General features: G+C 54.5%; 22 protein-coding genes. 12 read left to right on the forward strand and 10 right to left on the reverse strand.

From position 1 onward, the window contains the following. Positions 1-75: 75 nt before the first annotated feature. Positions 76-342: a DUF1471 family periplasmic protein McbA gene (gene mcbA / locus AC2FAP_RS01495; RefSeq protein ID WP_032677729.1), complete on the reverse strand. Its 267-nt coding sequence runs from the start codon at positions 340-342 to the stop codon at positions 76-78. 243 nt (positions 343-585) lie between these two features. On the opposite strand from mcbA, the gene rlmF reads away from it, so the two are divergent. Then, complete coding sequence (gene rlmF, locus AC2FAP_RS01500) at positions 586-1497, forward strand: 23S rRNA (adenine(1618)-N(6))-methyltransferase RlmF (protein ID WP_020884914.1); 912 nt, start codon at positions 586-588, stop codon at positions 1495-1497. A gap of 46 nt (positions 1498-1543) precedes the next feature. Here rlmF and ybiO read toward each other — a convergent pair whose 3' ends face one another. The 6 genes from ybiO to rhtA all read right to left on the reverse strand — a co-directional run bounded on the left by ybiO (position 1544) and on the right by rhtA (position 8146). Next, entirely contained in the window at positions 1544-3754 is a 2211-nt protein-coding gene (ybiO, locus tag AC2FAP_RS01505; protein WP_485452819.1) for a mechanosensitive channel protein, read from the reverse strand. Positions 3755-3885: 131 nt separating this feature from the next. Then, entirely contained in the window at positions 3886-4608 is a 723-nt protein-coding gene (glnQ, locus tag AC2FAP_RS01510; protein WP_228175823.1) for a glutamine ABC transporter ATP-binding protein GlnQ, read from the reverse strand. Next, positions 4605-5264, reverse strand: coding sequence for a glutamine ABC transporter permease GlnP (gene glnP, locus AC2FAP_RS01515; protein ID WP_014169254.1), 660 nt, complete (start codon positions 5262-5264; stop codon positions 4605-4607). Before glnP ends, glnQ begins: the two co-directional genes overlap by 4 nt. 84 nt (positions 5265-5348) lie before the next feature. Then, positions 5349-6092 (reverse strand): glutamine ABC transporter substrate-binding protein GlnH, encoded by a 744-nt coding sequence (gene glnH, locus AC2FAP_RS01520; protein ID WP_014883108.1) that lies wholly within the window; start codon positions 6090-6092, stop codon positions 5349-5351. Between the two features lie 362 nt (positions 6093-6454). Then, positions 6455-6958 (reverse strand): DNA starvation/stationary phase protection protein Dps, encoded by a 504-nt coding sequence (gene dps, locus AC2FAP_RS01525; RefSeq protein ID WP_010428924.1) that lies wholly within the window; start codon positions 6956-6958, stop codon positions 6455-6457. Positions 6959-7258: 300 nt separating this feature from the next. Next, positions 7259-8146 carry a threonine/homoserine exporter RhtA gene (gene rhtA, locus AC2FAP_RS01530; RefSeq protein ID WP_410383866.1) on the reverse strand — a complete coding sequence of 296 codons (888 nt, stop codon included), beginning with the start codon at positions 8144-8146 and terminating at the stop codon, positions 7259-7261. Between the two features lie 354 nt (positions 8147-8500). Here rhtA and ompX point away from each other — a divergent pair, with 354 nt between their 5' ends. After that, positions 8501-9019: an outer membrane protein OmpX gene (gene ompX, locus AC2FAP_RS01535; protein WP_020884910.1), complete on the forward strand. Its 519-nt coding sequence runs from the start codon at positions 8501-8503 to the stop codon at positions 9017-9019. 96 nt (positions 9020-9115) lie between these two features. Here the strand turns inward: ompX and AC2FAP_RS01540 are convergent, their stop codons facing one another. Together AC2FAP_RS01540 and mntS are read right to left on the reverse strand one after the other, a co-directional pair. Next, positions 9116-10699 carry a phosphoethanolamine transferase gene (locus AC2FAP_RS01540; RefSeq protein WP_025204621.1) on the reverse strand — a complete coding sequence of 528 codons (1584 nt, stop codon included), beginning with the start codon at positions 10697-10699 and terminating at the stop codon, positions 9116-9118. Positions 10700-10982: 283 nt separating this feature from the next. Further along, positions 10983-11114, reverse strand: a complete 132-nt coding sequence (mntS, locus tag AC2FAP_RS01545) for a manganase accumulation protein MntS (protein WP_020884908.1) — start codon at positions 11112-11114, stop codon at positions 10983-10985. Positions 11115-11297: 183 nt separating this feature from the next. Here mntS and mntR point away from each other — a divergent pair, with 183 nt between their 5' ends. The 9 genes from mntR to AC2FAP_RS01590 all read left to right on the forward strand — a co-directional run bounded on the left by mntR (position 11298) and on the right by AC2FAP_RS01590 (position 21938). Further along, entirely contained in the window at positions 11298-11771 is a 474-nt protein-coding gene (gene mntR, locus AC2FAP_RS01550; RefSeq protein ID WP_014169260.1) for a manganese-binding transcriptional regulator MntR, read from the forward strand. After that, positions 11768-12877, forward strand: coding sequence for an anion transporter (locus AC2FAP_RS01555; RefSeq protein WP_020884907.1), 1110 nt, complete (start codon positions 11768-11770; stop codon positions 12875-12877). The genes mntR and AC2FAP_RS01555 overlap by 4 nt, the downstream gene beginning before the upstream one ends. 101 nt (positions 12878-12978) lie before the next feature. Then, entirely contained in the window at positions 12979-14073 is a 1095-nt protein-coding gene (locus AC2FAP_RS01560; RefSeq protein WP_485452820.1) for an HlyD family secretion protein, read from the forward strand. Then, positions 14070-15641: a DHA2 family efflux MFS transporter permease subunit gene (locus AC2FAP_RS01565; RefSeq protein WP_014169264.1), complete on the forward strand. Its 1572-nt coding sequence runs from the start codon at positions 14070-14072 to the stop codon at positions 15639-15641. Before AC2FAP_RS01560 ends, AC2FAP_RS01565 begins: the two co-directional genes overlap by 4 nt. Further along, positions 15641-17161 (forward strand): efflux transporter outer membrane subunit, encoded by a 1521-nt coding sequence (locus tag AC2FAP_RS01570; RefSeq protein WP_025204620.1) that lies wholly within the window; start codon positions 15641-15643, stop codon positions 17159-17161. Before AC2FAP_RS01565 ends, AC2FAP_RS01570 begins: the two co-directional genes overlap by 1 nt. Positions 17162-17267: 106 nt before the next feature. Continuing rightward, the gene (locus AC2FAP_RS01575) at positions 17268-18308 is read left to right on the forward strand and encodes an aldo/keto reductase (RefSeq protein ID WP_014169266.1); all 1041 of its coding nucleotides are present in this window, start codon (positions 17268-17270) and stop codon (positions 18306-18308) included. A gap of 147 nt (positions 18309-18455) precedes the next feature. Then, complete coding sequence (locus tag AC2FAP_RS01580; protein ID WP_485452821.1) at positions 18456-19832, forward strand: glycoside hydrolase family 1 protein; 1377 nt, start codon at positions 18456-18458, stop codon at positions 19830-19832. A 51-nt stretch (positions 19833-19883) separates the two neighbouring features. Continuing rightward, entirely contained in the window at positions 19884-21206 is a 1323-nt protein-coding gene (locus AC2FAP_RS01585) for a PTS sugar transporter subunit IIC (protein WP_014169268.1), read from the forward strand. 15 nt (positions 21207-21221) lie between these two features. Further along, positions 21222-21938, forward strand: a complete 717-nt coding sequence (locus AC2FAP_RS01590; RefSeq protein WP_014169269.1) for a GntR family transcriptional regulator — start codon at positions 21222-21224, stop codon at positions 21936-21938. A gap of 70 nt (positions 21939-22008) precedes the next feature. Here the strand turns inward: AC2FAP_RS01590 and ldtB are convergent, their stop codons facing one another. Then, a complete protein-coding gene (gene ldtB / locus AC2FAP_RS01595) occupies positions 22009-22929 on the reverse strand; it encodes a L,D-transpeptidase (protein ID WP_025204618.1) in 921 nt (306 codons plus the stop codon). A 221-nt stretch (positions 22930-23150) separates the two neighbouring features. On the opposite strand from ldtB, the gene AC2FAP_RS01600 reads away from it, so the two are divergent. After that, positions 23151-24746, forward strand: coding sequence for an ABC-F family ATPase (locus tag AC2FAP_RS01600; RefSeq protein WP_014169271.1), 1596 nt, complete (start codon positions 23151-23153; stop codon positions 24744-24746). The last annotated feature ends 51 nt before the right edge of the window (positions 24747-24797 follow it).

Genomic DNA, 24797 nt, shown 5'->3' on the forward strand with positions numbered 1-24797 from the left:
GTGAAAAAACGTGCAGTCAAGGCAGAGAGGAACTGCATCTGTCAGGCAGATGCAGTTTGTTTATAGAAAGAGACGTTATTTATAAATGGTCGCCGTGCCATACATATGGTTATCCCCGCCCGCGGCGTTAACCACGAAACCTTTAGCCCCTTCCTGGCGGGCTTTTTCGGCGAGTTTATTCTGGAGATCGTCAAGGTTACTTGCGCGGCTTACCGAGACGGTGCCCGCAGGCTTGAGCTGGCTGGTGTCTGTATTGTCGGTCAATGACTGTACCGCCATGGCAGAGAATGACGCGGTAGCCAGTGCACCCGCGAGAACAACAAGGGTCAGGTATTTTTTCATAATCACATCCTCATGAGGAAACAACAGGTGATTCCCTTTAAGTTTAGAAGCCTGGCGAGTGTGATTTAGCGCAAAAATTTGATGATGATCTGCTTATTTTTTGAACGATAAAAACTGACGTTTTACTGACAGATCATAGACATAAAGGTGTTTGATTTATGACGGGTTTTTGAGCGTCGCAGAGAAATATTTACCGTTGAGCCTGCAAAGGGTATCTTACGCCGCTGTTTAAAGGAGAAAGCCATGACTTCCCAAAAGCCGGGATTGCACCCACGAAATCGCCATCGTAACCGCTATGACATGAATGCGTTGTGTCAGAGCTGTCCTTCGCTGCAGGATTACATTGTGCAGACACCTGCCGGTGAACCTTCGGTCAACTTTGCCGATCCGCAGGCGGTTAAAATGCTCAATAAAGCCCTGCTGGCACACTATTACGGTGTGGCGCACTGGGATATTCCGGAAGGCTTTCTCTGCCCACCCGTGCCGGGGCGGGCCGATTATCTCCACCATCTTGCCGATCTTCTCGCTGACGATCGCAACGGTGTCATCCCTGAGCAAGCATCCGTGCTTGATATCGGTACCGGGGCGAACCTGATTTATCCGTTGATTGGCGTTCATGAATATCACTGGCGCTTTACCGGCAGTGAAATCGGTAATGAGGCGTTTTCCAGCGCACAGGCGATTATCAACGCCAACCCTGGGTTAAGCCGGTCTGTCCGCTTGCGTCGGCAGAAAGATGCCGCATCGATCTTCAACGGGATTATCCACAAGAACGAAAGCTACGATGCCACCCTGTGTAACCCACCGTTCCATGACTCCGCGGCCACCGCCCGTGCGGGCAGTGAGCGCAAACGCCGCAATCTCGGTCAGGCGGAAGATGCCGCGCTGAACTTTGGGGGGCAGCAACAGGAACTGTGGTGCGAGGGGGGAGAAGTGGCATTCATCCTGCGAATGATTGAGGAAAGTAAAGTATTTGGCCGTCAGGTTAAATGGTTCACGACGCTGGTATCCCGTGGGGATAACCTGCCACCCCTCTACCGTGCACTGACCGACGTGGGTGCCGTTAACGTGGTGAAAAAAGAGATGGCGCAAGGCCAGAAGCAGAGCCGCTTTATCGCCTGGTCATTTATGGACGCTAACAAGCGCAGTAAATAACCCGCAGGCAGGGCGGGTAAGGCGACGCCGTTACCCGGTCCCCACGCTATAAGGTGGGCTCCTGTGGCGGTGTGGGGGACGCCGGTGAGGGTAATACCTGATAGGTCTGCACCGGCATCCGCACCGCGGCCAGGTCAAAGTGTTTTTTCACCATACTGTCGAGCGCAAAGCGCACCGTCCACTGCTTCAGTGGCTGCGTGGTGAACGACACGCGCAGGGTAAATGCCGTGTTCGTCAGACCGACAATACCGGCAAACGACGGCTCTCCAATCACCAGCCCGCGAATATCCTCCATCGCCATCATCTCTTCCACGGCGTCCCGTAGCGCCTGTTTCGCTTTACCTGCATCTTCATGACGGTCAACGTCGTAGTTGGCCACTACCGAGCCAATGCCTCGGACAAAGTTAGCGAAGGTGGTTATCGATGACCAAGGAATTATGTGGTACGCCCCGGTGTCCTGGCGCACGCCGACGGAGCGAATGGACATGCGCTCTACCGTGCCGGTTAACGGCCCAATCGTGACCAGATCCCCGGTGTTCATCCCGTTCTCAAACTGGATAAAGACACCGGTGATTATATCCTTCACCAGGGTTTGCGAACCAAAGGAGATAGCCAGCCCCAGCGCGCCGGCACCTGCCAGGAGCGGCGCGATGTTCACGCCGATTTCCGAGAGCACAATCATGATGGTAATGGTGCTGATAATAACCGCCAGCGCATTGCGAAACAGCGTCAGCAGGGTGCGGGCACGGGCGCTGGGCAGGGGGCGGCCGTGAATGTCGGAGACCAGACGGTTCTCGATAAGGCTCGCCAGCAACGTCCAGCCAACCGCAGAGAAGAAGAGGATCAGCGCGATGCGAATTAAAATATCGACGGTCTTTTCGCCCGCGCCGTTGTGCAGCCAGTTCCAGAAGTCAAACAATCCCCATGCGTTAAACAACAGCATAATCGCCACGCAGACGGTGAGAATGCGCGCCACTTTCAGTGATACCGAGATCCAGCCGTTGACCCTTTTTTGCAGTTCCGGATAACTGCGCTGCACCTGTGGCGAGAGGGTGAAGGTTTTCGATAGCCAGCGCGACAGCAGGCCAGAGACAAATGCCGCAATGCCAATGATGGCCAGGCTCTTGAACGTCGCCCCCATCATAAATTTCAGGCTGTTGCCCGGGTCGAACAGCGAGAAGAAGCACAACACGATAAAGTAGGCGCTCGCCAGCCAGTGCCACACCAGCGCGAAGGCGCGGATAAAGAGACTGAAAAACGACAGGGAACGATCGGCCAGATGCAGCAAGCTTTGGGTAATGGTCTTTTTGTTATGGAAGATAAGGTACAACGCCCAGACGGTAATGCAGATCATAATCAGCACATTCGCCAGGGCGCCAAACTGCACGTTGACCTGATTGGAGATGATCGGCACGGCAACCAGCAGACCGTAACCAATCAATCCACTGAGCACGCTGAGGCGCAGCGCCCAGTATCTGGCGCTCTCATCCCGAATCGAGAAGGGACGAAGATCCGGTACGTGCGGGCAAAATATCAAACGCAGCAGCGCCTTAAAGAACTCGATCAGCGCAAAGGCGTTGAGGAAGAGCGCCTGCTGGAAAGCGATGGTTTTATTGCCGGCGTTAAGCCTGTCGGCCAGGACCTGGCCCATAAACAGCGTCAGCGCCAGCAGCAGTAAATCGATGATAAACGCCGACGCTATCATCAGCGGCAGGTGTAACCAGCTGCTTTTCTGCTGGTTCTTCTTGCGCCCCCATTGCCCCATCTTACGGTAGAGCGGCCATGCGCACAGGCGTACCAGCCAGTAAAACAGAAATACAGCGCCCGCCAGCATCAAAAACTGTGTGGCGGCTGTCGTAAACGTATGGGGATTAAACGGTTTATGGGGCGAACCAATCAGGTTGCGATAGAGCTGGGCAAAGCGCGAGGAGAGCTCGCTTCCATAGTGACGGCTCACGTCGGTGACATTTTCCAGCACCGTTTTTTGTTCTTCCACTTGCGGAGGGGTAATTGTCGGCACCGGCTCCTGCGGCGGCGTGGCGGCGATTTTTCGCAACTGTCCGATTAACTCCTGCCGGGAAGTATCGTTTTCAAGCACATCGGCAAGGGCACTGTAGGCGGCTTTTTTCTGTTCAACATCCGGCTCTGGGGGCGGTGTCGTTTGCTGTGTGGCGGTCGTGCCGGTGGTGACGCCGGGGATGGAAACGGCGAACGATGGCGCACAAAACAGGCTAAGCAACAGCAAGATCCACGGCACGGCATCCTCCGGTGAAAATAATGAACAAAAAGATAAGTATAGAGGGCGAGGCGCGCGGGAGGATTTTTGGGAACAATCTGGCGTAAAAAAGCCGGGCATGCCCGGCTCAGAATGGCGTAGCTGAAGCGCTATCAGGAGACGTGCTGCAGGAACTCCTGCAGGCGCTGGCTCGGTGGATTGGCAATTAGCGTTTGTGGGTTACCGTCTTCAGCGATACGGCCCTTATCAATAAAGATCAGGCGGGAAGCCACTTTCTCAGCAAAGCCGATTTCGTGGGTCACGATAACCATCGTCATCCCTTCTTCAGCCAGATCCTGCATGACTTTCAGCACTTCGTGACGCAGTTCCGGGTCAAGCGCCGAGGTTGGCTCATCAAACAGCATCATCTTCGGTTTTACCGCCAGTGCGCGGGCGATGGCCACACGCTGCTGCTGTCCACCGGACAACTCAGAGGGGTAGTGATGAGCACGTTCTGCGAGGCCGACTTTAGCCAGCAGATCTTTAGCCAGCGTTTCCGCCGCCGCTTTGCTGGCGCCACGTACGCGCAGTGGACCAAACATTACGTTTTCCAGCGCCGTCAGGTGCGGGAACAGGTAGAACTGCTGGAACACCATGCCGGCTTCCTGACGAATCAGACGGTCGTCGACTTTCGGGTCATTCACCTTCAGGCCATCGACAATCAGATCGCCGCTGGTGATCTCTTCCAGCTTGTTGATGCAGCGCAGCAGGGTCGATTTACCGGAACCGGATGGCCCGATAATGACCACCACTTCACCCTGTTTGATGTTCAGATCGATATTGTGCAGCACCTGGGTTGGGCCAAAGTGCTTGGAAACGTTTTTAAATTCAATCACAGGATTTTCATCCTTCTTTCAAGACGACGCAGAACGAAACTCAGAACCAGAGTGATGATCAGGTAGACAACGGCTACCGCACTCCAGATTTCCAGCGCACGGAAGTTGCCCGCAATGATCTCCTGGCCCTGACGGGTCAGCTCAGCAACGCCGATAACGATGAACAGCGACGTATCCTTAATACTGATGATCCACTGGTTCCCCAGCGGTGGCAGCATGCGGCGCAGGGCCAACGGCAGAATGACGTGGCGGATCGTTTCGCGACGAGAAAGGCCTAACGCCAGACCCGCTTCACTGAAACCTTTATGAATCGACAGGACCGCACCACGGGTAATTTCCGCGATATAGGCACCTGAGTTGATCATAATGGTCACGACAGCGGCGCTGAACGGGTCAATGCGCAGGTCGGTGAAAGCCATTGGCAGGGCGAAGTAGATGAACATGACCTGAACGACAATTGGGGTGCCGCGGATCACTTCGATGAAAACCAGTGCGATGTGGTTTGCAATCCAGCCGCCGTAGGTGCGGGCGAAACCGGCGACAAGACCGATAATCAACCCACCAACCAGACCGAGGACCGAAATCCACAGGGTCATTTTAGCGCCTTCAAGCAAGATAGGAATGGCAGGCCAGATGGCGCTCCAGTCAAACTGCATGATAGTTTCCTGTTACTGTTACCGTGTTTCTAAAATAGCAGGGGCGAAAGGTCGCCCCCGAGTGAACGTCATTTTTAAGAATTATTATTTAGGCTCGGTACCGAACCATTTTTTATAGATTTCGTTGTAGGTGCCGTTCTCTTTCAGGGTTTTCAGCGCGCCGTTAACTTTCGTACGCAGGTCGTCGCTGCCTTTCGGGAACGCAATACCGTACTGCTGGGCTTCCAGAGAATCACCGACGGCTTTGAACTTGCCGTTGCCCGCCGTTTTGATGAAGTACAGGATGTTAGGGGTATCGTGCAGCACCGCGTCAGCACGGTTGGTACCCAGCTCCATGTAGGCGTTATCGATGTTCGGGAACTGACGCAGGTCTTTGGTTTTGATGTTTGCTTTCGCGTAATCAACAGAACCGGTACCGCCTTTCACCGCGACGACTTTACCGTCGAGGTCTTTCACGCTTTTTACATCGTTATTATCGGCTTTCACCATCACCAGCAGGCCGCTTTTGTAGTAGCCGTCAGAGAAGTCGATCGCTTTTTTACGTTCTTCAGTAATGGTGATACCGGCCAGGGCCAGATCAACGTTTTTCGTTTGCAGTGCCGGGATGATGCCGCTGAAGTCCATTGGCTTCAGGGTGTAATCCAGTTTGAGTTCTTTTGCGATAGCAGCCCACAGATCAACATCAAAGCCAACGTACTTATCACCCTGTTTGAATTCAAACGGAACGAACGCCGTGTCGGTCGCCACAACCAGTTTGTCGGCAGCCTGGGAAGAGACCGCAAAAGCCAGGGTAAGTGCAGCCAGTGAAACTTTTAATACAGACTTCATAGCATTTCCTTTTATATCCACGGGGCGATCCCCTGCGAGAACGAGTGGCACAATGAAAAAATCGTGCCAACTTTACAAGCTGTTGTTTTACAAAGGGGATGATGTCATGCATTGCACAGAAAACGGGGCAATGAACTTTTATTGCACCAAAGTGGAGCACCGTTTTGGTGCGCGTCATTTGGCTCAACAGACGAAGCGTTATTTAGCGTAAATTCTGACGAAAAAACAATCTTCCGTTAACGGTTGTGTGAGGTGATTATTACAATTTTTTCACTTTTGCAGCGTCTCAGGCCAAAAACGTGCACCATAGATGTGCAAAACCCTCACCGGAGGGCGAGGGTTGTATAGGAAATTCTTATGAATTATTCGATGTTGGACTCAATGAACCACAGGAACTGGTCCAGGTCGCGGGAAGCGGCGGTGAAGATATCGGCTGTATCTTCGTCTTTCGCTTCACCGATAGCTTTACGCACATCATTAGCCACTATTGCATAGCGGTCTGCCAGTTCTTTCAGGTGATCCTGAACGGTATGGATATCCAGCGGATAACTTTTCAGTGGCGTCTTGCTGTTAATCACCTGCGTGGTACCCAGTGCCACACCGCCTAACTGTACGGCACGTTCGGCCATGGTATCGAGGTGGGTAACCAGTGCTGTGCGGAAGCCATCCAGCATTTCATGAACGGCAATAAAATTTGCACCGCGCATATTCCAGTGGGCCTGTTTGGTGATCAGCGAAAGATCGATGAACTGGATCACCTGGCGATTCAGCAACTCAATGGTCGCTTTTTTGTCGCTATCCGATACATCGTTACGGGTATAAAGCAGATTAGACGCTTTCGTTTTCACCAGTTTAGCGGTACTCATAATCTCATATCCTCTTGATGTTTGTGTCCCAGGTAATTGCGGGATTAAGTATAGCACCGGATTTTTTCCCTGCGGGGAGGCTCTGCCTATCAGTTTAATAGTGAGAAGGACGTTGTGTTTGCAATGGTATGAAATTAAAGGGATTATTTAAAATTGATGCAGATCAATCCTAATTCAGGAAAACGTTATCGACAGCGGGGGAAATATTTCACTAAGAGTGCAAAGTATGTAAAAAAATATTTTAAACGGGAAACTGGCCTTTATTCTGCATGGCTATAAAGCCACGCAGAATATAGGGCGCTAATTGAGGTCAATTTTCTCAACTTTAGGTTCCGGGCGCATCGTTAGCGTTGAGCCCATTGAGGCGGCGATAATCGAACACAGGGCCAGCGTCTGGGTGAAGGTCAGGGTTTCCCCCAGGAAGACCATCCCTGACAGGGCGGCGAGCGCGGGCTCCATGCTCATCAGCGTGCCGAAAATGCGCGTCGGCAGGCGCGTCAGGGCTATCATCTCTAAAGAGTAGGGGAGTGCTGTGGAAAGAATGGCGACCGCCAGCCCGATGGGCATGACTGACCATTGCCAGATGGACTCGGTGGCCTGAGCCATACCCACCGGCACAAAGATGATAGCGGCAATTAATGAACCGATTGCCACCGTCGCCGGGCCATGCTCTTCCCCGGCGCGCTGTCCGGTCACTATATAGATAGCCCAGCAGGCACCCGCCCCCAGAGCCAGCGCCGCGCCCGTGAGATCGATCTCTGAGACGCTCTGACCCAGCGGCAGCAGGAACCACAGGCCAAGAACGGCTAAAATTACCCAGATAAAGTCAACGGGACGACGGGACGAGAAAAGCGCTACCGCCAGCGGGCCAGTAAACTCCAGTGCCACGGCAATCCCCAACGGAATTGTCTGGATGGAGAGATAGAACATGTAGTTCATCGCTCCCAGGGACAGCCCGTAAAAAAGCAGCGGTAAGCGTTGTTCTTTTTTAAAGCGTAAACGCCAGGGTTTGAAAATCACCACCAGGATCGCGGTTCCGAGGGCAATACGCAGGGCCGTGACCCCAGGCGCACCGACCAGCGGAAAGAGGGATTTAGCCAGCGAGGCACCGCTTTGAATGGACAACATGGCGATGAGTATGACGACAACCGGCAACCAGACCGACGTCGAGCGGGATAACCCAGGCATCCTTTCTCCTGTCAACTTATGTCAAATGAAGTAAAGGTTGCAGTGTAAAGGAAATAAGCTGCAACGGTTGAGAGACCGTTGAAAAAAAAACGTGTAAATTCCGTAAAATGGTTAAGCGCTGGTGGATTTATCGCCTGTCAGATTAGGAATAATCTGGATGAATGTAACGGCGCAGACGCGCAGTATGAGCGTTTTATAGCGAAAATTGTATGTGATTTGAATGAGATAGCTGACGCTGGAAACGTTCTGTTACAGGAAAGGTTCAGTTAGACATCACGAATCACAAAGAGTTTCGCAAATTTTTTTGATATATTTAAAACTTACGGACTTACTTGAAGCACATTTGAGGTGGTTATGAAAAAAATTGCATGTCTTTCAGCACTGGCCGCTGTACTGGCTGTTTCCGCAGGTACCGCTGTAGCTGCTACTTCTACTGTAACTGGTGGTTACGCTCAGAGCGATATGCAGGGCGTGATGAACAAAGCTAACGGTTTCAACCTGAAGTATCGTTACGAGCAGGATAACAACCCACTGGGCGTGATCGGTTCTTTCACCTACACCGAGAAAGATCGTTCTGAAAACGGCGCATACAACAAAGGCCAGTACTACGGCATCACCGCTGGTCCAGCTTACCGTCTGAACGACTGGGCAAGCATCTACGGTGTTGTAGGTGTTGGCTACGGTAAATTCCAGCAGACCGAAAACCAGGGTCTGAACCGCACTGCAAGCAACAGCGACTACGGCTTCTCCTATGGCGCGGGTCTGCAGTTCAACCCAATCCAGGACGTCGCTCTGGACTTCTCTTATGAGCAGAGCCGTATCCGCAACGTTGACGTTGGCACCTGGATCGCGGGCGTAGGTTACCGCTTCTAATCACTTCGGTGAGCCAGTAAAAAATCCGCCCAATGTGGCGGATTTTTTTTTACGTTAATCCCTCGCCTTGCAGGAGAGGGTAGCAGATTGTCCGGATTATTTACTCTTAATATCGAAGATATCGGTTCCCAGATGGTTATAGTCAACTTTCTGTAACTTGAAGTTGGTAATGTAAACTGGGGGAGCCTTCTTGTTAGAGACAAACGGGTACGCATTTTTTATCTGCTGTGCCGAAATCCCCGTCCACTGCGAGAAGAAGGTCAGGAAATCATTGGCCGAACGCCGCGCTTTAATAATGCGATGCGTTTTATCATCACTCGACACAACCATAAACGGTACCTGGAAGTTCTGCTGGAACTTATCGTCGTGCGCCAGATACTGCACCTCTTTACCGCGCTCTTTAAACGCCAGCCCGTGATCCGAGAAGTAGACCATCGAGAAACTGTCACCCGTATTGCGTAACTGATCGTACAGCTTGCTCAGCAGGTCGTCGGTTTGCGTCATGGTGTAGAGATAGCATGAGGTCTCTTTGGATTGCACAAACTCTGCGTATTTACCGCCGGTCCGATCGCAGGCCTGTGGGTGAGACCCCATCAGGTGCAGAACAATCAGCTGCGGCTGGGTACGCGGAGAGGCAAAGACCTGCGCCGTCATTTTCAGCAACGCTTCATCTTTCGTATTCTTGTCCGCTTCAAAATCACCGTTCTTCAGGAACTGCACTTCGTCGGCGCGTCTGGCGATACTGGCAATGGCCGTATCGTATTCGCCAATTTGCCCCTGATTGGAGAACCACCAGGTCTGGAAACCTGCGCGGTTCGCCAGGGTAACAAAGTTATCCTGAAACTGGGGTTTGTCGTCGACCACCCGGTTCAGCGTCAGGCCGAGAGATTTCTGCGTTGAGCCGCTGGCCGCAACATAATCGGTAAACAGGGTGCCTTTGACCGAACTGGCGAACGGCGTGTTGTCCCAGTGTCCGCCAAAGGCTCCCATGGCGTCGCGACGTGCACTTTCACCAATCACCACCACATAGGTGTGATATTTGGGCTTCACGGCCAGCACGTTCCAGGTGTCTTTCATATTTGAAAGCTCAGCCATACGTGCCTGTTCGTCGAGCACCTCTTTATTGTTAACGACGACGTCTTTCACAAATCGGAACACCGGATAGCCGGTATCCTTCAGCTTGAACACCCCACCCCAGGCCAGGTTTTGTACTGGTGCGACAAAGAACGCCACCACGCTGAACGCCAGGCACAGGTGCTCAATTTTTCCCCACGTTTTTTTCTCTTCCGCTTTACGGCGAACGGCTATCACGCCAAGGGCAAAGATAAAGAGGCCGACCACGTAGCTGTACCAGGGGAAGATCGTCAGGATCTCTGTCGACTCTTCCATATTGGTCGAGTGCAGCGCCAGCAGGGTATTAAAGTTCGGCGAGCCGTAAGCCTGACCAAACGGGAAATAGAGTGCAGCGACCAGAGAACAGATTCCGACTAACGTTTTTTGCGCGCGCGGAGCCGTACGCCACAGCACATGCAATATGCAGGTAAAGGCCACGGCATAGAGCAGGCTAAAGGGATAGCCAAGCGCAAAGTTAATCAGTAATGACTGCAAAAAGTAAAATCCCGTCCACGGGCTTAAGGCCCGGCTACGGGTAACAACGGTGTCTATCAGGGTTAAATTCATAGGTCACTATCATGGATAAAAACGCCATGTGCTCACCCTGGCGTCAAGGGTCATAACCTGCCTGACAGTGCGTGGAGAGGGAATGAGGGTCCGCTTCAGCGAGCCGCAAATTGTGCAGGGCTGCAAGAAGATAGTGCGAGCGCTAAATAATAGCAACAGTTGCTAAGCAGATGTTTTGCGAAGGGGATTGCAAATCCGTAAAAAAGATCTGGAATAGGGCGGCTAAAAGCCAGTGTACAGAGGGTTTGTGACGGAAAAATGAAGCGGCGTACCGCAACGCCGCTTAGTGGGAGGGTTTGTCGTCCTGATGCGGGGGTTTGTTGTTAAACATATCGCACAGCATGTTCAACAGCATCAGGCGTACTTTAAAGGGGGAGTGGGTAAACACGTTCATACACCTCTTGAATTCGTTCATGAGACCTCCTGATTTTTGATCCCTTCGATCCGTGAAGGGTGACTGCATTACATACAGATATAGCACAGGCTATATTGTATAGCTATGGCTATTTCGTTAATTTTTTGTGCTTGTAGAGGGATGGTTTACAATGTGCGCTCTCGATACCGGGCGCTGGAAGCGTCACCCCACTGAGGAAGTACAATGAACCGTCGCGCAGGTAAGCCAACAATCAGAAAAACGACGCAACTGGTGAATGTTGAAGAACATGTCGAAGGTTTTCGCCAGGTACGTGAAGCGCACCGTCGTGAGCTGATTGATGACTATGTTGAACTGATTTCCGATTTGATTCGCGAGGTCGGGGAGGCGCGCCAGGTGGATATGGCTGCACGGCTGGGCGTTTCCCAACCGACAGTGGCAAAAATGTTAAAACGTCTGGCCTCCGTGGGCCTGATTGAAATGATCCCCTGGCGCGGCGTCTTTCTGACGCCGGAAGGGGAGAAACTCGCCCAGGAGAGTCGCGAGCGCCACCAGCTCGTCGAAAACTTCTTACTGGTGCTGGGCGTAAGCCCGGAAATTGCCCGCCGGGACGCGGAAGGAATGGAACACCACGTCAGCGAAGAGACGCTGGTTAAGTTTCGCGAATTTACCCTTAAATATGGTCCCTCCGCTGAATGAACATCCCCGGACTGCAGGCCCTGGCACGCGATCGTTTCTTCCATCTCTTATTCATCATTGGCGCAGTACTGAGCATCTTTGTGCCGTTTGCGCCACACACTTGGCCTGCGGTGATTGACTGGCGCACCATCATTACCCTCAGTGGCCTGATGATGCTCACCAAAGGGGTAGAGTTGAGCGGCTATTTTGACGTCCTGGGACGTAAAATGGTGCGCCGCTTTGCCACTGAACGCCGCCTGGCGCTGTTTATGGTGTTCTCTGCTGCGGTGTTGTCGACGTTTCTGACCAACGACGTGGCGCTGTTTATCATCGTGCCACTCACGCTCACGTTGCGTAAGCTCTGCGAGATCCCGGTTAGCCGGCTGATCATTTTCGAGGCGCTGGCCGTTAACGCCGGTTCGCTTCTGACCCCTATCGGCAACCCACAAAATATTCTCCTGTGGGGACGCTCCGGGCTGTCTTTTGCCGCTTTTACCTGGCAGATGGCTCCGCTGGCGCTGGTGATGATGGTGTCGCTGCTGGCGGTCTGCTGGTTCGCGTTCCCGGTTAAAAAACTGCAGTACCACAGCGGTACCACGGGCCCGCAGTGGCAGCCGCGTCTGGTGTGGAGTTGTCTGGCGCTGTACATCGTTTTCCTGTTCGCGCTGGAACTGAAGTATGAACTGGCGGGCGTACTGCTCGTCGCCGCCGGTTTTTTATTCCTGGCGCGGCGCGTGCTGATCAGCGTGGACTGGACGTTATTGCTGGTCTTTATGGTGATGTTTATTGATGTGCATCTGCTTATCCAGCTTCCGGTACTGCAACACGTTCTGCACAGCGTCAGTGGCCTGTCGCAGCCGGGATTGTGGCTCACGGCGATTGGTCTGTCACAGTTCATCAGCAACGTGCCTTCCACCATTTTACTCCTCAACTACGTTCCCCCTGATACGCTGCTGGCGTGGGCGGTGAATATCGGCGGGTTTGGGCTGCTGCCCGGTTCGCTTGCTAACCTAATTGCCCTGCGTATGGCTAACGATCGTCGTATCTGGTGGCGTTTCCATGTCTGGTCGATCCCGATGCTGATTTGGGCCGCGGCGATCGGTTTCGGAATTTTCCTTCTCATATAGTGCGCAATTTGTCAGTTTTTCCTGGCAAACGTATAGCAACGTCCTAGCTTTAGTGAACGGCATAGTGTGATGCCGCTCACTGACAGGACTGTTGCTGACCTATGGCTGAAGATCAAAACCTGCCTGCTGACGAGCAGGAAAACAACACTAAACAGCGTAAGCGCCCGGGCAAAAAACCGTTAATCATCCTTGGCATTGTCGTGGTGGTGATGGTTATCGTGGCGCTGGTCTGGTGGTTTTTAACCCGTAACGAAGAGACCACTGACGACGCCTTTACCGACGGTGATGTGGTGACGATTGCCCCGAAAACGGCAGGCTATGTCACCGAGCTGCGCGTGCGCGATAACCAGCGGGTGAAAAAGGGTGACCTGCTGGTGGTTATCGATCCGCGTGATACCACCGCCCAGCGCGATCAGGCGCAGGCCCAGCTTGGGCTGGCGATAGCCCAGCTGCATCAGGCTCAGGCGCAGCTGGCGCTGTCAAAAGTCCAGTATCCCGCTCAGCGTGATGAAGCTAAAGCGCAGGTGATTAAAGCGCAGGCCGATCTGGCCAATGCGCAGGCGGAGTATCGCCGCCAGCGAGGCGTTGACCCGCGAGCGACCACCCAGCAAAGTATTGATACCGCCAATGCCCAGCTGCGCAGTGCCCAGGCGGGCCTGGCAAGTGCGCAGGCGCAGCTTGAAGTGGCGGAGCAGGTACAGCTGCAGATCCGCCAGCAGGAAACCAATGTGGAAGCGCGTCAGCGCCAGGTCGATCAGGCCAAAGCGCAGCTGGAAACCGCGACGCTGAACCTCTCTTACACCGAAGTCCGCGCCCCGTTTGACGGTTTTGTCACTAAACGCAACGTCCAGCCCGGCACCCTGGTGCAGGCGGGTACCGCGCTGTTTTCACTGGTCTCTCCGAATGTGTGGGTGGTGGCGAACTTTAAAGAGTCGCAGCTCGAACGCATGAAGCCGGGCGATAAGGTCGAGGTGTCCGTAGATGCCTGGCCGGATATGGCGCTCGAAGGCCATGTCGACAGTATTCAACAGGGCAGCGGCTCGCGCTTCTCCGCCTTCCCGTCGGAAAACGCTACCGGTAACTTTGTCAAAATCGTTCAGCGCGTGCCGGTGAAGATCGTGATTGATAAAGGGCTGGATCCCAACAAACCGTTGCCGCTTGGGCTGTCGGTTGCATCGAAGGTGACAGTGGAATGACGGATCACAGCCACGACAACTGGCGACCCGCCAGTAATCCGTGGGCGGTGGCGATTGTGGTCACGCTGGCGGTGTTTATGGAGATCCTCGACACCACTATCGTTAACGTGGCGCTCCCGCATGTGGCCGGGTCGCTCTCGTCCAGCTACGACGAATCCACCTGGGTATTGACCAGCTACCTGGTGGCAAACGGCATAGTGCTGCCGATATCGGCTTTCCTGAGCCGGGTTTTTGGCCGCAAACAGTTCTTCCTCATCTGCATCGTGATGTTCACCGTCTGTTCGTTCCTGTGCGGGATCGCCACCGAGCTGTGGCAAATCATTCTCTTTCGCGTAATGCAGGGCTTTTTCGGCGGCGGGCTGCAGCCCACGCAGCAGTCGGTGCTGCTCGACTACTTTAAACCCGAGGACCGGGGTAAAGCGTTTGGCCTGTCGTCAATCGCCATCATCGTTGCGCCGGTACTTGGCCCGACGCTGGGCGGCTGGATCACCGATAACTACTCCTGGCGTTGGGTTTTCTTCATCAACATTCCGGTGGGGATTGTAACGGTGCTGGCGATCTACCAGCTGCTGGAAGACCCGCCATGGGAAAGCAAATCGAAAGAGAAGCTGTCTATCGACTGGACGGGGATCGGCCTGATCGCGCTGGGGCTGGGCTGCCTGCAGGTGATGCTCGACCGGGGAGAAGATGAGGACTGGTTTTATTCGAACTTTATTCGCACCTTCGCCGTACTGACGCTCATCGGCATTATTGGTGCGATTTACTGGCTGGTGTATGCCAAAAAACCGGTGGTAGATCTGCACTGCATGAAAGATCGCAACTTCGCCATCTCCAGCCTGCTGATGGCGGGCATGGCGATGATTCTGTACGGCAGTTCGGTGGTGATTCCGCAGCTTGCACAGCAGGACCTGGGCTACACCGCCACCTGGTCCGGGCTGGTCCTTTCGCCGGGCGCCGTGTTGATCGTATTGACTATCCCGCTGGTGCTGAAGCTGATGCCGGTGGTGCAGACGCGCTGGATTATCGCTTTCGGTTTTACCTGCCTGGCGGTGTCGTTCTTCTGGTCACGTACGCTGACCCCGGATATCGATTTCGAAACGCTGGTGCTGTTCCGCAGCGCCCAGTCGATAGGGCTTGGGTTCCTGTTTGTTCCTCTCACCACCATTGCTTTTATTTCGATACCGAGGCGGCTGAACGCCGATGCGGCGGCGCTGTTCACCATGTTCCGCAACGTGGCGGGCTCAATTGGCATCTCGCTTTCTACGGCGGCCATTACCGAACGTTCCCAGGCGCACAGCGCGCATCTGGCCTATCACGCGTCACCGTTTAATGAACAGTTCCAGCTGGCGATACGCGAAAGCGCACAGGCGATCCAGAACTTCACCACTCAGGTCGGGGACCCTACCGGTATCGCCACCGGGCGCATGTACCAGACCATGATCGAGCAGTCGCGCTTCCTGGCGTATATCGACGTGTTCACCATTCTGAGCGTGGTAGCCATGTTACTGATTCCGTTTTGTTTGTTGCTCTCGCCGGTTAAGAGCGAGGGGAGTGCAGGAGCACATTGATGATACACAGACGTTTAACCCCCCTGATGATCATGCTGCTGGCAGGCTGTGCCGTGGGGCCGGATTACCAGCCGCCGGCGTCGCAGACCCCGACACACTGGAACGACCCGGGTGACAGCGGCGTGAAGTCAAAAACGGCCTCGACGGCAACCAACCCACGCTGGTGGAAAACCTTCGGTTCACCGCAGCTGGACAGCCTGATAGAGCGCGCGATCGCGGGAAATTTATCCCTGCAGCAGACGGTATTGCGTATTGCCGGGGCGCGCGAACAGATTAACCAGGCGGGTGGGGCGTTTTACCCTTCCGTAAACGGTAATCTGCAGGCCACGCGCCAGCAGCTTGGGCTGGAGGGAGAGCTGAAATCCCACGGCGTGTACGACCAGCTTGATAACGTGGATCCTGAACTCAGGGGCGCGCTAGGACCGCTGACGCAGCCGATCAATCTTTACCAGGGGAGCTTCGACGCACAGTGGGAAATCGACCTGTGGGGCAAGGTGCGCCGACAGGTAGAGGCTGCCGAAGCGCAGCAGAAAGCGGCGATAGAGCAGCGTAACGACGCGCTGGTGTCGCTGGAGGCGGAAGTGGCGCGCGCATGGCTGCAGCTGCGGGGGGCGCAGAGCATCATTGCCACGCTGAACACCCAGATTAAGAGCGCGCAACAAACCCTGGAACTCACCGAAAGCCGCCAGCGGGGCGGGCTGTCGCCGCAGATGGACGTTGAAAACGCGCGTGCCCAGTTGGGGAACCTCGAAGCGCAGCTTCCTCAGTATCAGGCCCAGGCACGGCAGGCAATGAATGGCCTCGCGATTTTACTCGGCAAGCCGCCGGGGGCGCTGGATGCGGAGCTGCAGTCGGCGCAGCCGATGCCCGCCCTGCCGGATATCGTACAAACGGGTATCCCCTCTACGCTGGCCCGTCGTCGTCCTGACGTGCGCGAGGCGGAAGCCAATCTCCACGCCGCCACGGCGCAAATTGGCGTTTCCGTGGCGCAGCTGTTCCCGAGCTTTACCCTCTCCGGGCAGTTCGGCCTGCGAAACAGCGAAACCAACTGGCTGACGGACTGGAGCAGCCACTTCTACAGCTTCGGCCCGCAGGTCTCGATACCGATTTTCCAGGGCGGAAGACTGGTCTCGAGCGTGAAGGTGGCGCGTGCGCAGCAGGGCGCGGCAGTGCTCGACTACCGCCAGACGGTGCTCACCGCGCTCGGGGACGTAGAGAATGCGCTGGTGAGCTACCGCACCGATCAGCAGCGTGAAGCCGGCCTTGCTAAAACCATCGATGCGTTGCAAAACGCGTTTGATTTGGCAAGCGACAGCTACCGGCAGGGGATCGCCAGCTTTATTGACGTGCTGGATGCCCAGCGGCAGCTGGCGCAGGCGCAGCAGCAACGCGCGCAGGCGCAGGTACAAAGCGCTCTCGATCTGGTGGCGCTCTACAAAGCGCTGGGCGGCGGCTGGGAGCCGTATCAGCAGGTGCAATTACCGGATTACAAGGTCTTTGGTGAGGCTCCGCGCGGATAAGATTCAGAGGATTGGGCAAGAAACGGACAGGAACACCACATTCGCGATGGCTATGGGGCGGGTATAACTATCGGGTACCCATCGAACGACATGCGAGGATTATCTTATGCGTTATCAAAAACTGGGCAATACCGGTCTGTTTGTGTCTGAACTGTGCCTTGGCACCATGACCTTCGGCGGAGAAGGCGGCATGTGGGGCAAGATTGGTCAGCTGCAGCAAAGTGAAGCCGAGCAGCTGGTGGGCCGTGCACTGGATGCCGGAATTAATTTCATCGATACCGCGGATGTGTATTCGGAAGGGCGCTCGGAGGAAATCACCGGCCAAGCGCTGAAGAACCTGAAAATTCCGCGCGAAAACGTGGTGGTTGCCACCAAAGTGTTTGGCGAAACGGGCACGGCCGGGGTGAACTCCCGCGGCAGTTCGCGCTATCACATCATCAGTAGCGTCAAAGAGAGCCTGCGCCGTCTGCAGCTTGATCATATCGATCTGTATCAGCTCCACGGTTTTGACCCGGCAACCCCGGTCGAAGAGATGCTCTACGCGCTGGATAACCTGGTGCAGCATGGGCACGTGCGTTATATCGGCGTCTCTAACTGGGCGGCGTGGCAGATTGCCAAAGCGCTGGGCATTTCCGAACGCCTTGGACTGGCGCGTTTTGCTTCGCTGCAGGCGTATTACACCATCGCCGGGCGCGATCTTGAGCGTGAACTGATACCGATGATGCAGAGTGAAGGCGTCGGGTTGATGGTCTGGAGCCCACTGGCAGGCGGTCTGCTTAGCGGAAAATATGGCCGTGACGGGCAGAGTGAATCCGGCGGTCGCCGCCTGGAATTTGACTTCCCGCCGGTGAATAAAGAGCGTGCTTTCGATTGCGTGGATGTGATGCGCACCCTGGCCGAGCGCAAAGGTGTCTCTGTGGCGCAAATTGCGCTGGCGTGGTTGCTGCATCAGAAGGCCGTAACCAGCGTCATTATTGGTGCCAAACGTGTCGACCAGCTGGACGACAACATTGCCGCCACCGGGATCCGTTTAAGCGAAGACGAGCTTAAACAGCTTGATGCCGTCAGCGCGCTGCCACGCGAATACCCGGGCTGGATGCTGGAGCGGCAGGGTGAATATCGTCGTCATCAGCTCGCACAACAATAACCGTCCTTCTCCCCGGTCTCGCTTCGCTGACCGGGTTTTTTTCCCGCCTTGCTCACAAAAAACGATCCTCCTCTTTGATTGATTTTTCGTCTTCGCCTATATGACTAGTCATGAAATTTTAAATGACTAGTCATATAGGGAGCGATCATGAATCAATTTCTGCCAGCCAATTTTTTATGGGGCAATTCCGTATCCAGTATGCAGACGGAAGGGGCCTGGAATGAGGGAGGAAAGGGAATGTCGGTATATGACATTCGCGAAGCCGGGGAGAAAGTTTCTGACTGGAAAGTCGCGACCGATTCCTACCACCGCTATCGGGAAGATTTCGACCTGATGCAGGATCTGGGCATGAACTGCTACCGCTTTCAGATCGCCTGGAGCCGCGTATGTCCACAGGGCGACGGTGACTTCAACGACGAAGGTATCGCCTTTTATGACCGCTTTATTAACGATTTAATTGCCCGCGGCATTGAGCCGATGATCTGCCTCTACCACTTCGATATGCCGCTGGCGCTGGCGCAGGAGTACAACGGCTTTAACGATCGCCGTGTGATGGACGCGTTTATCCGCTACGGCAAAAAGATGATCGACTGTTACGGCGACCGGGTGAAGTACTGGCTGACGTTTAACGAGCAGAACATCTTCCACATGCCGGAAGCCTTCCGGATCTCGGGCTATATGAAAGGCGAGAAAACCCTGCGCGAGCTGTATGAACTGCAGCACCACACCATGGTCGCGCATATGACCCTGACCGAATACCTGCACCAGACCCGTCCGGGCCAGCTGATGGGCGGTATGCTGGCGCACCAGCTGGTCTATCCGGCGACCTGTAAACCGCGTGATATCTTCTGCGCCCAGCAGTATGACGAATTCCTTAACCAGAACCTGCTGCGCGTCTTTGCCGGCCAGGGTTACAGCCCGGCGGTGATGGCGGTCGTGGAACAGCAAGGTTTTGCGGATATCTACCGCGCTGAGGATCTTGCGCTGCTGGCGCGTACCAAAAACGACTATATGGCCTTCAGCTACTACGCCAGTAAAACCCTCGACAGTGATGCGATCCCCGAAGGAACGCCGGTCAACGATTACCTTCTGCACGGTGATAAAAATAACCCGTACCTGAAAGCGACCGAATGGAACTGGCAGATTGATCCGCTGGGCTTTCGCACCATCATCACCCGCTATTACAACGACTGGCGTATGCCGGTATTCCCGATTGAAAACGGTATTGGGGTGATCGAGTCCTGGGACGGTGTGAATCCGATTGAAGATACCTACCGTATTGACTACCACCGGGCGCATATCGAGGCGATGAAACAAGCCATGTTTGAGGATGGCGCAGAGGTGATCGGTTACCTCGGCTGGGGCTTAATCGACATTCTGAGTTCACAGGGAGACATGCGTAAGCGTTACGGCGTGGTCTATGTGAACCGTGAAAACCACGACCTCAAAGACTTAAAGCGCGTACCGAAGAAGAGCTACGCATGGTTGAAACAGGTTATCCATACCAACGGACGCGAGATGTAAGCCGTACGCTGCCGGGCCGTTTTTGTGACTGATTGAAGGGAAATATCCGCTATGTCTGAAACAAAAATAACACCGCATATGCAGTCTTTTGTCGACAGATTTGTTGAGTTCTCGGCGCGCCTGGCAAACCAGGTGCACCTGCGTTCCCTGCGCGATGCCTTCGCCACGGTCATGCCCATTTTCATCCTTGCCGGTCTGGCGGTGCTGGTGAATAACGTGGTATTCCCATGGATTTTTGAAGGCGACACGCTGGCGCATTTTAAGGTGTGGGGCGAGGCGATTATTAACGGTACGCTGAATATCGCCGCGCTGTTGCTGGCGCCGATGATTGCCTGGTCGCTGGCACGCAACAAAGACTTCGACAACCCGGTCTCGGCAGTGGTTATCGCCATCAGCAGTTTTATCATTATGATGCCGATGCGCTTACAGCTCACGCCCGTCGGCAGCGACGCCACGGTGAACGTCACGCAGGTGCTGACGTTCTCCAATATTGGCTCAACCGGCATTTTTGCCGGGGTGCTGATTGGTCTGCTCTCAACGGAACTGTTTATCGCCATTTCTCGTCTGAAAGCGCTGCACATTTCTTTAGGTGAAAATGTACCGCCGGCGGTCAGTAAATCGTTTACCGCGCTGATCCCGACGATCCTGACGCTTTCCCTGTTTGCCATACTGGCCGCGCTTCTGGCGAACGTGTTGCACACGGATCTCATCCACCTGATCACCACTTTTATTCAGCAGCCGCTGCGCCTGATCAACACCAGCCTGCCGGGCACGATTTTTATCTATAGCTTTGGTAACTTCCTGTTCACGCTTGGGATCCATCAGTCGGTGGTTAACAGCGTGGTGCTGGAGCCGTTTCTGCTGATCAACACCAACGAGAATATGCTGGCCTTTGCCAACGGTCAGCCTGTCCCACATATCATCAATAATATCTTTGTACCGACCTTTGGTATGGTGGGGGGCACCGGCAGCACGATTTCCCTGCTAATTGCCATTTTCATCTTCTCACGGCAAAAATCGGCGAAACAGGTGGCCCGTTTGTCGCTGGCGCCGGGCCTGTTTAACATCAACGAGCCGGTCATTTTTGGCCTGCCGATTGTGTTCAACCTGCCGCTGATGATCCCCTTTGTGCTGCTACCTGCCATAGGTATCTGGTTTGCGTGGTTCTGTACTACCCTGGGGTTAATGTCGCGCTGTGTGGTTATGATCCCGTGGACAACCCCGCCCATTCTGAGCGCCTGGCTGGCAACGGCAGGGGACTGGCGCGCCGTGGTCGTGCAGTTGGCAATCATTGTATTTGGTGTATTCTTCTACCTGCCTTTCCTCAAAATTGCCGAGAGAGTGGCATTAAAAAACAGCGGGACAGAAAACTAACAGAAAGGAAGGACGATGGCGGCGAAGTACATCACCATAGCGCGGGAAATTAAGAAACGCATTATTAGCCAGCAATACGCCGCCAACGAACCGCTCCCGGACCAGTTTGCCCTGGCGGCGGAGTTCAGCACCAGCCGGATGACCATACAGCAGGCCATACGCCAGTTAATTGTGGAAGGGCTGATCTATACCCGTCAGGGGCAGGGGACGTTTATCCGCAAAAATTTCCTGCAACTCTCGCAGTGGGATCTTTCCGGCAGCGACTACTTCGGCGCAACAAAAACCTGGGAGCATCTGGGCACCGTTTCCAGCGTCGTGGTCCATTTCGAGCTGCGCTTTCCAAACGAGAAGGAGCAGGCCTCGCTGATGATTAACGCCGATGCGCCTGTCTATGACTTTGTTCGTCTGCGTCTGCTTAACGGTGAGCCGATGTCGCTGGACTCCACCGTTATGCCGCTTAATCTGGTGCCCGGTCTGAATAAAAGCCATCTTGAAGGCTCCGTGTTCCGCTACGTGCAGGAGACGCTGGGGCTGAAAATTATGGGGTCGTACCGGGTGGTGCGGGCGCTAAAACCGAACGCGCTGGATATGCAACACCTTATCTGCGAGCAGACCGATCCGGTGCTTGAGGTGGAGCAGGTTATCTATCTGGAGGATGGCACACCGCTTGAGTATGCCCACTGTCACTACCGTTACGACCACGGTGGGATAGTTATCGTCAATAACGGATAAAAAAAAGCGGGCATCAGAGCCCGCTTTTTTATTCTCAGACCCGGTCAGCAAAGCGCCACCGGGAAGAGGGTCAGTTCAGACGCACTGGCATACCAGAACGGTTCTGAACGGCCTGGTCAACAATCGCTGTCTCTACATCCGGCTGAGAGGTCACGGACTGCACCGCGCTGTTCAGCGTAACCGGAACGATTTCGTTGTTGTTGATCTGGTCTTCGCTGGTGGACAGCGGGTTGTGTACTTCAATGTAACGGCTGCCATCCGGCTCAGACGTCGCTTTAACCGGTTCGTTGATGAACTGGACGCGGGTACCGACCGGCACGTTTTCGAACAGGAATTTGATGTCTTCGTTACGCAGACGTACGCAGCCGTGGCTTACGCGCAGGCCGATACCGAAGTTGGCGTTGGTCCCGTGAATCGCGTACAGACGGCCAATGTACAGCGCGTACAGACCCATTGGGTTATCCGGGCCTGCCGGTACAACAGCTGGCAGGGGTTCACCCGCAGCGATGTACTCTGCGTGCATTTTGGCGGTTGGCGTCCAGGTTGGGCCTGCTTTCTTACGCTCAACTTTGGTCGTCCAGTTCATTGGGGTGTCTTTACCCAGCTGGCCGATACCGATTGGCAGCACGATAACCGTGTTGGTGCCTTTCGGGTAGTAATACAGACGCATTTCCGCGCTGTTGATGACAATACCTTCATGGACGGTATCCGGCAGGATCAGCTGCTGAGGAATGTTCAGCACGGTACCGGCTTTAGGCAGATACGGGTCAACACCCGGATTCGCTTCCAGCATGTTAGACAGGCCCAACTGGTACTGCGCCGCGAAATATTCCAGTGGCTGAGCGTTACCTTCAGGCACCGTGACCACCTGGTTTTGACCAACCAGACGGCTACCGTCTGTCGGCAGCGGATAAGTCACCGCAGAAGCGGTTTTGCAAAAACCTACTACGGCTAACGCCGCCGCAAAAAGCGTTGTTAATTTCATGTTCATGTTGTGCGAGGTATCTAAGCCATTCCGGCGATGAGTTGATAAGTCTGAATCTTGATGGGAGCGCATTATATGTGCATTCCCGCTAACAGGGAATTCAGATGTGTACGAAATCACATTTTTTTCGATTTTGTTAAAGTTTAGCGGATTGCCGCAACGCGGGATCTCAATTCGGAATTGTGGCATAATGCCGTGTTTATCACACTTTTCGCAGGAATCTCCCCGTGTTAGTTACCAGCAACGTCACTATGCAGTTTGGCAGTAAGCCGCTGTTCGAAAACATTTCCGTCAAATTTGGCGGCGGCAACCGTTACGGCCTGATTGGCGCCAACGGTAGCGGTAAATCTACTTTTATGAAAATCCTCGGCGGTGATTTAGAGCCGACGCTGGGCAACGTTTCGCTCGATCCAAACGAGCGCATCGGTAAGCTGCGTCAGGATCAGTTCGCCTTTGAAGAGTTCACCGTCCTTGACACCGTTATCATGGGACACGCGGAGCTGTGGGAAGTGAAGCAGGAGCGCGATCGCATATACGCGCTGGCGGAGATGAGCGAAGAAGATGGCTACAAAGTGGCCGATCTCGAAGTGCTGTACGGCGAAATGGATGGCTACTCTGCGGAAGCGCGTGCGGGCGAGCTGCTGCTGGGTGTGGGTATTCCGGTAGAACAACATTACGGCCCGATGAGCGAAGTTGCGCCAGGCTGGAAACTGCGTGTTCTGCTGGCGCAGGCGCTGTTCTCTAATCCGGATATCCTGCTGCTCGACGAACCAACGAACAACCTGGACATCGACACCATCCGCTGGCTGGAGCAGACGCTGAACGATCGCGACAGCACCATGATCATCATCTCGCACGACCGTCACTTCCTGAACATGGTGTGTACACACATGGCGGACCTGGACTACGGCGAGCTGCGCGTTTATCCGGGCAACTACGACGAGTACATGACGGCAGCCACGCAGGCGCGTGAACGTCTGCTGGCGGATAACGCCAAGAAGAAAGCCCAGATTGCTGATCTGCAGTCTTTCGTCAGCCGCTTCAGCGCGAACGCCTCTAAATCTCGCCAGGCGACCTCTCGTGCGCGTCAGATTGACAAGATCAAGCTTGATGAAGTGAAAGCGTCCAGCCGTCAGAACCCATTCATCCGCTTCGAGCAGGACAAGAAACTGTTCCGTAATGCGCTGGAAGTTGAAGCCCTGGCTAAAGGTTTTGAAAACGGTCCGCTGTTTAAAAACTTTAACCTGCTGCTGGAAGTGGGCGAGAAGATCGCCATTCTGGGTGCCAACGGCGTGGGTAAATCCACCCTGCTGAAAACCCTGGTCGGCGAACTGCAGCCGGATAACGGTACCGTGAAGTGGTCTGAAAACGCGCAGATTGGTTATTACGCACAGGACCATGAATACGAGTTCGAAAACGACCTGACCGTCTTCGACTGGATGAGCCAGTGGAAGCAGGAAGGCGACGACGAGCAGGCAGTGCGCAGCATTCTGGGTCGTCTGCTGTTCAGCCAGGACGACATCAAGAAGCCTGCTAAAGTGCTGTCCGGTGGTGAAAAAGGGCGCATGCTATTCGGTAAGCTGATGATGGAAAAACCTAATATCCTGGTGATGGATGAACCGACTAACCACCTGGATATGGAATCTATCGAATCGCTGAACATGGCGCTGGAGATGTATCAGGGGACCCTGATCTTCGTCTCTCACGACCGTGAATTCGTCAGCTCGCTGGCGACCCGCGTGATCGAAATTACGCCTGAGCGCGTGGTGGACTTCACCGGTAACTACGAAGATTACCTGCGCAGTAAAGGTATCGAGAGTTAAAAAAAGCCCGGTGGCGATACGCCTACCGGGCCTGTGTTTGATGCCCTCTCC

This window comes from Enterobacter cloacae complex sp. 394I7, assembly GCF_057320345.1.

What these genes read in the sequence shown, in the direction of transcription:
- AC2FAP_RS01580 (WP_485452821.1), top strand. Translation starts at nt 18,456, where the DNA reads ATGAATCAATTTCTGCCAGCCAATTTTTTATGGGGCAATTCCGTATCC.
- AC2FAP_RS01575 (WP_014169266.1), top strand. Translation starts at nt 17,268, where the DNA reads ATGCGTTATCAAAAACTGGGCAATACCGGTCTGTTTGTGTCTGAACTG.
- glnH (WP_014883108.1), bottom strand. Translation starts at nt 6,092, where the DNA reads ATGAAGTCTGTATTAAAAGTTTCACTGGCTGCACTTACCCTGGCTTTT.
- glnP (WP_014169254.1), bottom strand. Translation starts at nt 5,264, where the DNA reads ATGCAGTTTGACTGGAGCGCCATCTGGCCTGCCATTCCTATCTTGCTT.
- mntR (WP_014169260.1), top strand. Translation starts at nt 11,298, where the DNA reads ATGAACCGTCGCGCAGGTAAGCCAACAATCAGAAAAACGACGCAACTG.
- rlmF (WP_020884914.1), top strand. Translation starts at nt 586, where the DNA reads ATGACTTCCCAAAAGCCGGGATTGCACCCACGAAATCGCCATCGTAAC.
- AC2FAP_RS01555 (WP_020884907.1), top strand. Translation starts at nt 11,768, where the DNA reads ATGAACATCCCCGGACTGCAGGCCCTGGCACGCGATCGTTTCTTCCAT.
- rhtA (WP_410383866.1), bottom strand. Translation starts at nt 8,146, where the DNA reads ATGCCTGGGTTATCCCGCTCGACGTCGGTCTGGTTGCCGGTTGTCGTC.
- mcbA (WP_032677729.1), bottom strand. Translation starts at nt 342, where the DNA reads ATGAAAAAATACCTGACCCTTGTTGTTCTCGCGGGTGCACTGGCTACC.
- AC2FAP_RS01560 (WP_485452820.1), top strand. Translation starts at nt 12,979, where the DNA reads ATGGCTGAAGATCAAAACCTGCCTGCTGACGAGCAGGAAAACAACACT.
- ldtB (WP_025204618.1), bottom strand. Translation starts at nt 22,929, where the DNA reads ATGAACATGAAATTAACAACGCTTTTTGCGGCGGCGTTAGCCGTAGTA.
- AC2FAP_RS01585 (WP_014169268.1), top strand. Translation starts at nt 19,884, where the DNA reads ATGTCTGAAACAAAAATAACACCGCATATGCAGTCTTTTGTCGACAGA.
- dps (WP_010428924.1), bottom strand. Translation starts at nt 6,958, where the DNA reads ATGAGTACCGCTAAACTGGTGAAAACGAAAGCGTCTAATCTGCTTTAT.
- ompX (WP_020884910.1), top strand. Translation starts at nt 8,501, where the DNA reads ATGAAAAAAATTGCATGTCTTTCAGCACTGGCCGCTGTACTGGCTGTT.
- AC2FAP_RS01540 (WP_025204621.1), bottom strand. Translation starts at nt 10,699, where the DNA reads ATGAATTTAACCCTGATAGACACCGTTGTTACCCGTAGCCGGGCCTTA.
- AC2FAP_RS01565 (WP_014169264.1), top strand. Translation starts at nt 14,070, where the DNA reads ATGACGGATCACAGCCACGACAACTGGCGACCCGCCAGTAATCCGTGG.
- mntS (WP_020884908.1), bottom strand. Translation starts at nt 11,114, where the DNA reads ATGAACGAATTCAAGAGGTGTATGAACGTGTTTACCCACTCCCCCTTT.
- AC2FAP_RS01570 (WP_025204620.1), top strand. Translation starts at nt 15,641, where the DNA reads ATGATACACAGACGTTTAACCCCCCTGATGATCATGCTGCTGGCAGGC.
- AC2FAP_RS01590 (WP_014169269.1), top strand. Translation starts at nt 21,222, where the DNA reads ATGGCGGCGAAGTACATCACCATAGCGCGGGAAATTAAGAAACGCATT.